Source organism: Streptomyces sp. T39 (assembly GCF_008042045.1).
GTDB lineage: Bacteria > Actinomycetota > Actinomycetes > Streptomycetales > Streptomycetaceae > Streptomyces.
This window is the reverse complement of sequence record NZ_RDBP01000012.1, coordinates 247,003-255,146: the sequence shown is the minus strand read 5'-3', so window position 1 is coordinate 255,146 and position 8,144 is coordinate 247,003. Positions and strand designations below refer to the sequence as shown.

The 8,144-nt window shown below is 73.6% G+C and carries 5 protein-coding genes; 4 read left to right on the top strand and 1 reads right to left on the bottom strand.

Annotation, left to right across the window (positions count from 1 at the left end):
* A partial coding sequence (locus tag EAO77_RS02020) for a hypothetical protein (protein ID WP_261993770.1) occupies positions 1 to 1,163 on the bottom strand: 1,163 nt, incomplete at its 3' end.
* Between the two features lie 461 nt (positions 1,164 to 1,624).
* Between EAO77_RS02020 and leuS the strand changes: the two genes are divergently transcribed.
* The 4 genes from leuS to EAO77_RS41005 all read left to right on the top strand — a co-directional run bounded on the left by leuS (position 1,625) and on the right by EAO77_RS41005 (position 7,950).
* Positions 1,625 to 4,474 (top strand): leucine--tRNA ligase, encoded by a 2,850-nt coding sequence (gene leuS, locus EAO77_RS02015; RefSeq protein ID WP_147986414.1) that lies wholly within the window; start codon positions 1,625 to 1,627, stop codon positions 4,472 to 4,474.
* Positions 4,475 to 4,704: 230 nt separating this feature from the next.
* Entirely contained in the window at positions 4,705 to 5,538 is an 834-nt protein-coding gene (locus tag EAO77_RS02010; RefSeq protein ID WP_147986413.1) for a hypothetical protein, read from the top strand.
* Positions 5,539 to 5,669: 131 nt separating this feature from the next.
* Positions 5,670 to 6,515, top strand: coding sequence for a DegV family protein (locus EAO77_RS02005; protein ID WP_147986412.1), 846 nt, complete (start codon positions 5,670 to 5,672; stop codon positions 6,513 to 6,515).
* Between the two features lie 709 nt (positions 6,516 to 7,224).
* Positions 7,225 to 7,950, top strand: coding sequence for a ComEA family DNA-binding protein (locus EAO77_RS41005; RefSeq protein WP_315986070.1), 726 nt, complete (start codon positions 7,225 to 7,227; stop codon positions 7,948 to 7,950).
* Positions 7,951 to 8,144: the final 194 nt, after the last annotated feature.

Genomic DNA, 8,144 nt, shown 5'->3' with positions numbered 1-8,144 from the left:
CATGCTCGCCTACCCGGCGTGGTGCTTCGCGCTCGTCCACGGCCTGTACGCGGGCCGTCCCGCGGCCACCTGGGTGACCACCATGTACTGCCTGGCACCCGCTCGGCGAGCGGAGCGGTCTGCTCCCCGGCCCGCGAGACCGCGCGGTACGCGGCGGCCATGCCGGGGGCCCGTCCCGGGGCACGCCCGCCCGGTGCCACGACCGGCGCCTCCTCGGGCGGCGGGGCCTCGTACAGCGGCGGCGAGGGCGCTGCGAGCCGGGGAGGCTGCGGGCGCGTCCGCCCGAGGAGGGCCTGGGCGTCCTCCTCGTACGGGCGCTGCGCGGGCCCGCCGTTCACGCGGTCCATACGGTCCATGCCAGCGGGTACGGGCGGACGGCCCGAACCGTTCATCGTCCCGGCGCCCGGCAGGGGCGAGACGCGCAGGTCGCGCTGGGCCTGCTCCTCCGCGGCGGGCGGACGGACGCCCCCGCCGGTCAGGGACACGATGGTGCCGGCGACCCGCCGCTGCAGGGGCCGGGGCAGCAGCCTGACCGACACCGCGGTCGCGACGCCGGCGAGGGCCAGGCAGTACATGGTGGTCACCCAGGTGGCCGCGGGACGGCCCGCGTACAGGCCGTGGACGAGCGCGAAGCACCACGCCGGGTAGGCGAGCATGTGCAGCGGCCGCCAGCGGCCCGCGACCCGGATGTTGCCCGCCAGCGCGCTGCGCAGGGCGCCGGTGGTCGCGGCGACGACCATCAGGAAGCCGGCCAGCGAGCCGAACCCGATCAGTGCCGACGTGCCCGTCACCCCCAGGCCGAACGGAATCAGGGCGCCGATCAGCGAGACGTGCCCGAGGGACACCTTCACGGTCGCGTGCAGCAGCAGGAAGCCGAGCGAGGCGACGGCCGTGGTCCGGTGGATGCCCTGGGCGAGCAGCCGGTGACGCGGGGAGAGGAGGAGCCGGTCGGTGGCGAGCAGCCCCCAGGCGACGGATGCGGTCAGCGACACCAGGGAGAGGACCCCCGTGGTGAAGTCGAGGGCGGCACGGAAGCTGTCACTGCCTCCGATCGCGAGGACGGGAACGAGGATCAACGCGGCCGCGTAGAGGCCGCCTTGCACCGGGCGGCTGAGTGCCGGGCCGGCGTCCGGCGACGAACGCCGTGTGAGACGAGGGTTCATGGGGCGACTCCGAATGGTGCGGGAAAGCGGTCCCGTTGACGCACTCTAGGTCGGCCCATACTGCTCAGTACGAGGTTTCGCAGTTATCCGAGGTGAAGGGCTGACAGCGCGTTCTTGGCTTGCCCTGGATACGGTTGATACGCGGAGTAACCTCAACGGCAAGATCACCACGAGGCCGTCCGGCCCTCCTCCGGCGCCGGTCGGGAGCGGTCCCGGGCAGCGGCGGAGCCCGGCGGCGGAAGCCGAATGCAGGGCGTTCGCCGCCTGCGGTACCCTGACGCCATGCGTGCCGTACGCCTTCTGCTTAGCGAGCCGCGCTGATCAGTCCCGACGAAGGAAAGAAGCCGTCGGAATCAGCGCGGCGTCCCCTCCTGTGCGAGGGGATTTTTCATTTCCCACTGGTATGGATCAGCGGCAGTCGCGGCAGCCGGCAGAGACGATCGATGGAGCTTTAAAGGATCATGAGCGATATGAACTCTGCTGCCGAGGCAGCAGCCCAACATCGTTACACGGCGGCCATGGCCGCCGACATCGAGGCACGCTGGCAGGACGCCTGGGACGCCGAGGGGACGTACGAGGCGCCCAACCCGACCGGTGACCTGGCCGGAGACCCGGCCGTCGTCGCCCGTCCCAAGAAGTTCATCATGGACATGTTCCCGTACCCCTCGGGTGCGGGACTGCACGTCGGTCACCCCCTGGGCTACATCGCCACCGACGTCTACGCCCGCCACCAGCGCATGACCGGGCACAACGTCCTGCACACCCTGGGCTTCGACGCCTTCGGCCTGCCGGCCGAGCAGTACGCCGTGCAGACCGGCACGCACCCCCGGGTCTCCACCGAGGCCAACATCGTCAACATGACCGCCCAGCTGCGCCGGCTGGGTCTGGGGCACGACAAGCGCCGCTCCTTCGCGACGATCGACCCTGGGTACTACCGCTGGACCCAGTGGATCTTCCTGCAGATCTTCAACTCCTGGTACGACACGGAGGCGAAGCGGGCCCGGCCCATCGCCGAACTGGTCGCCGCGTTCGAGGACGGCTCCCGCGAGGTCCCCGGCGGCCGCGCCTGGAGCGAGCTGAGCGGACCGGAGCGCGCCGACGTCCTGGGCGAGTACCGCCTGGCGTACGCCTCGGAGGCCCCGGTCAACTGGTGCCCCGGGCTGGGCACCGTCCTGGCCAACGAGGAGGTGACCGCGGACGGCCGGTCCGAGCGCGGCAACTTCCCCGTCTTCAAGTCCAAGCTGCGCCAGTGGAACATGCGCATCACCGCCTACGCGGACCGCCTGCTGGACGACCTGGACGCGCTGGACTGGCCCGAGGCCATCAAGCTGCAGCAGCGCAACTGGATCGGCCGCTCCGAGGGCGCGCGGGTCGACTTCGCCGTCGACGGCCCCGGCGACGCGGCGATCACCGTCTTCACCACCCGGCCCGACACCCTGTTCGGCGCCACCTACATGGTGCTGGCCCCGGAGCACGGCCTGATCGACTCGATCCTGCCCGCCGAGTGGCCCGCCGGCGTCCCGGACCGGTGGACCGGTGGCGCCGCAACCCCCGCCGAGGCCGTCGCCGCCTACCGCAAGCAGGCGCAGACCAAGAGCGACGTCGAGCGGCAGACCGAGCACAAGGACAAGACCGGCGTCTTCTCCGGCGCCTACGCGGTCAACCCGGTGACCGGCGAGCGCGTGCCGGTGTTCGTCGCCGACTACGTGCTGATGGGCTACGGCACCGGCGCGATCATGGCCGTCCCCGGACAGGACGAGCGCGACTGGGAGTTCGCCGAGGCATTCGGCCTGCCGGTGATCCGCACCGTCCAGCCTCCCGAGGGCTGGGAGGGCGAGGCCTTCACCGGACAGGGCCCGGCGATCAACTCCGCCAACGACGAGATCTCGCTGAACGGGCTGGGCGTCGCCGAGGCCAAGAGCCGCATCATCGAGTGGCTGGTCGCCAAGGGCGTCGGCGAGGGCACCATCAACTTCCGGCTGCGCGACTGGCTGTTCAGCCGGCAGCGGTACTGGGGCGAGCCCTTCCCGATCGTCTACGACGAGGACGGCGTCGCCCACGCGCTGCCCGAGTCCATGCTGCCGCTGGAGCTGCCGGAGGTCGAGGACTACTCGCCGCGCACCTTCGACCCGGACGACGCGGACACCCGGCCCGAGACGCCCCTGTCGCGCAACGCCGACTGGGTCGACGTGACCCTGGACCTGGGCGACGGCCCGAAGAAGTACCGCCGCGAGACCAACACCATGCCCAACTGGGCCGGTTCGTGCTGGTACGAGCTGCGCTACCTGGACCCGCACAACGACCGGCAGCTGGTCGACCCGTCCGTCGAGCAGTACTGGATGGGCCCGCGCGAAGGAATGCCGCACGGCGGCGTCGACCTGTACGTCGGCGGTGCCGAGCACGCCGTCCTGCACCTGCTGTACGCGCGGTTCTGGTCCAAGGTCCTGTTCGACCTGGGGCACGTCTCGTCCGCCGAGCCGTTCCACAAGCTGTTCAACCAGGGCATGATCCAGGCGTACGTGTACCGCGACAGCCGCGGTTTCCCGGTGACCGCCACCGAGGTCGAGGAGCGCGACGGCGCGTTCTTCTTCGAGGGCGAGCAGGTCAAGCGCGAGCTGGGCAAGATGGGCAAGTCCCTGAAGAACGCCGTCACGCCGGACGAGATCTGCGCCGAGTACGGCGCGGACACCCTGCGGCTGTACGAGATGGCCATGGGCCCCCTGGACGTGTCGCGTCCCTGGGACACCCGCGCGGTCGTCGGCCAGTACCGCCTGCTGCAGCGCCTGTGGCGCAACATCGTCGACGAGGCGACCGGCGAGACCACCGTCGTGGACACCGAGCCCGACGAGGACACGCTGCGCGCCCTGCACAAGGCGATCGACGGCGCCGGCCAGGACCTGGCGGCGATGCGGTTCAACACGGCGATCGCCAAGATCACCGAGCTGAACAACCACCTGACCAAGACGGCGGCCCCGCTGTCCCGGCCGGTCGCGGAGGCCCTGGTGCTGCTGATCGCGCCGCTGGCCCCGCACATCGCCGAGGAGCTGTGGCACCGGCTGGGCCGCACCGGTTCGGTCGTGCACGCGGCCTTCCCGGTCGCCGACCCGGCCTACGTCGTGGACGAGACCGTCACCTGCGTCGTGCAGATCAAGGGCAAGGTCAAGGCCCGCCTGGAGGTCCCGCCGTCGATCGGCGACGCCGACCTGGAGTCGCTGGCCCTGGGCGAGGCCGCCGTCGTCGCCGCGCTGGGCGGCGCCGCCATCCGCAAGGTGATCGTCAGGGCGCCGAAGCTGGTCAACATCGTGATCTGACCGCTCGCCCCGGTGCGAGGCCGGCCACGCCGGCCCGCACCGGCCCGGCGGGGCCGGGCCGCGGAAGGGTTGGGGGCTGTCCCCTACGGGCAGGTTGGGGGTTCCGGCGGAACCCTCGGCCTGCCCTTTCCGTTTACCGTGGGAGGACCACTGTGCACGGGTGGGCGGGGATGTCCCGCACACGCGGGCACGGGGGTCCGACGACCGGATTCGAGGCCGAAGGGGCGCTCATGGAAGCCGTCATCTGGATGCTGGCGGTGCTCTTCCTCGCCTTCGTCACCCTCGGGGTGTACGTAGGGGTGAAAGTCGTGGGCGCCGCCAAGCGCGGTGTCGAACGGACGGTCACCCAGGCGCGGCGCACCGTCGAGGAGACCACGCTCCGGGCCAAGAGCTACGGCCAGGGTGGCGTGGCAGGCGAGTTGGCGCAGCTGAGGCTGTCGCTGAGGACCTCCATGCGGGCCACCCAGGACGCCCTGGACGCGGGCGCCCCGGAGGACGCCTCGCTGTCGGAGTCGCTGGCCCTCTTCCGCCGCCTGAGCGCCCACGGACACGAACTGGACGGCGAACTGAAGCGCCTCGAACGCGAACCGGACCGGGCGACGGTGTCGTCGATGCTGCCGGGTCTGCGTCAGCGCACCGTGCAGATCACCCATGCCTCCGACTCCCTGCGCTGGGCGGCCAGGGACCGGGCGCAGCGGTTCGCCGACGACGACCTCGAACTGCTGAGCTCGCAGATCGACATGGAGGCGGGCGCGCTGCGGCACTGGACCGAGGAGCCCCCGGGGGAGCGCGCAACGGGCCGCGGCGCCGCGTCGTCCGCCCCGGCAGCGTCCGGGCCGCGGGCCGCGGAGCCCGTGTCGTGGCCGACCGCGGGACGGTCCGAGGAGGAGCAGGCGGCGGCAGGCCAGGCGGAGGCGCCGGCCGGTGGAGGCGGCGACGCGGGTGACACCGGCGACGCGCCGCGGCCCGGGGCCGACCAGCCGCAGGCGATCACCGCGCGGGACCCGCGGCAGCACATGACCTACACCTGGCAGAAGTCGGCCCGCCCCGAGACGACGAACTGAGACCGGCCGGGCACCGCTGACCTGCGGAGCGCCGTCGGACGGATCCGCCGGGGCCCGCCGCCGGCGGCGCCTTCGCCCTGCGGAGGGGGCGGGGCTGCTTCACCCGAGCCCCTGGGGGTAACCTCCCGCTCATGTCCCGCCATGTCGCGATCGTCACCGATTCAACGGCCTACCTGCCGACGCCGGCGATGGAGCGGCACGGCATCACCGCGGTGCCGCTGACCGTCGTCCTCGGGGATCAGGCCCTGGAGGAGGGCACCGAGATCTCGGCACGATCGCTCGCCGCCGCGCTGCAGAAGCGCAGGTCGGTGACGACCTCGCGGCCGAGCCCCGAGACGTTCGCCGAGGCCTACCGGGCCTGCGCGGAGTCCGGGGCGACCGGCATCGTCTCGCTGCACCTCTCGGCGGAACTCTCCGGCACCTACGACGCGGCGGTGCTCGCGGCGAAGGACGCGCCGCTGCCGGTCCGGGTGGTGGACACGGGCATGGTCGCCATGGCCCTCGGCTTCTGCGCGCTGGCCGCGGCCGAGACGGCCGGGACCGGCGGCTCGCTGGACGAGGCGGTGGCGGCGGCGGAGAAGTGCGCCGCGGGGACGTCGGCGTACTTCTACGTCGACACCCTCGACTTCCTGCGCCGGGGCGGACGCATCGGGGCCGCGCAGGCCCTGTTCGGCTCGGCGCTCGCCGTGAAGCCCCTCCTCCAGCTGGAGGGCGGCCGGATCGAGCCCCTGGAACGAGTGCGTACCGCGTCGCGGGCGATCGCCCGGCTGGAGGAGATCGCGGTCGAGCGTGCCGGCTCCTCGCCGGTGGACATCGCGGTGCACCACCTGGCGGCGCCCGAGCGCGCCGCCGCTCTGGCGGAGCGGCTGCGGGAACGGGTGGGCGGGCTGGCCGCGCTGCACGTCAGCGAGATCGGCGCCGTGATCGGGGCGCACACCGGGCCGGGCCTGCTGGGGGTCGTGGTCTCCTCCCGCTGAGCGCGTCGCGGAAGGTCGCCCGGCCGGCATCCGCACCAGCCTCCGGGCGGTGCTCGAGGGATCGCTGCGAGGGCGGTCACTCGTCCGAGTGACCGAGTTGTCCACAACAGGTGCCCTGTCCACGGGAATGGGGAGCTTTCAGCAGGTTCAGACGGACGTGCCTACCGTCCTGATCATGATGCTTCGATCACCTTCCGCAACCAGTGGACCCGGCCGCGGCGCGGCCTCGGACGGGCGCACGCGCCACAGGACCGGCCGTGCGCGTCTGCACAGCCCTCTGCGGGGCCCGACAGGTCGCCATCGCGCCCCAAGGGGCGGCGGAGCCCGGAGCGCGGACGACCCGCACGACGAGAGCCTCGGCGCCGCTTCCGCCCCGCACGGGCGCGGCACGGGGGCGGGTGGTCCACCCGGCCGGCCCCCGGCCAGGCCGGCGGACGGCGCGGCCGATGCCGTGCGCCGCAGGGCGGACGCGCTCTTCCTGCCGCGTCCATGTGCCGGGGCGGTGGCGTCCGGAGCCACCGGGCCGGGCGTGGGCGCGGGCGTGAGGCCCGCCCCGGCGGCGGGTGCGGGTTCCGGTGGTGGTGCGGGTGCGGGCGGCGTTTCCCGGGGTGCCGCCGCCCGGATCTCCGGCCCGCTGGAGCCGGCCGCCACCGGGAGGAGGCCGGGCGGCGGCACCCCGGATGCGGCGCCCGCGCCCGAGGACGGCGACGTGTCGCCGGGTGCGCCCCGGTCGTGGTGGGCGGCGGCGCGAAGCCGGCTGCCGCTCTGGTTCCGGCTGCGTTGCGGTCTGGAACCCCGCACGCTCGCCGCCCTGCTGGTCGTCCTCGTGGCCGGCGCCCTCTTTGCCGCCCAGCACTTCTGGAGCGGCCGTCCGCACCACGTGACGGCGCCTGAGGTGGTCGCGCACGGCGCGGCCGAGGCGGCGCAGGAGCTCCCCGTCGCACCGGACCCGCCGCCGGGCACTCCGGGGCCTGCCACGACGCCACCGGCATCCGACACGCGCATCGTCGTCGACGTCAGCGGCAAGGTGCGCCGGCCGGGCGTCCTGCGGCTGCCCTCCGGGGCGCGGGTCGAGGACGCCCTGGCAGCGGCCGGGGGTGCGGAGCGCGGCACCGACCTCACCGGCCTCAACCGGGCGCGTGTCCTCACGGACGGGGAACACGTGGTGGTCGGCGTCCAGGGCGTGGTGTCCGCCGCGGGCGACCCGGCTTCAGGCGGCCCTGCCGCCGGCGGGGCGCCCGCGCCGCCCATCAGCCTGAACTCGTCCACGGCCGCGCAATTGGAGACGCTGCCCGGTGTGGGCCCGGTTCTCGCCCAGCACATCGTCGACCACCGCACCCGGGTCGGTGGATTCCGCTCCGTCGACGAACTGCGCGAGGTCAACGGGATCGGCGACCGGCGCTTCGCCGACCTGCGCAATCGAGTCCGGCCATGACCCCGCCCCCACCGGACTCGGGCACCCCGCCCGCTCCGTTCCCCGCAGACCCGCGGCCGGAGGTTCCGCCCGGGCCCGGCTGCCGCGCGGCCGTGGCCCGGCCGGTCGGGCCCGCGGCCCCCGCTCCCGACCCWCATGCGCCAGGAGAGCGGCGGCGGGCATCGCCACCGGGGCCGTCGCCAGCGCCGCGAAAC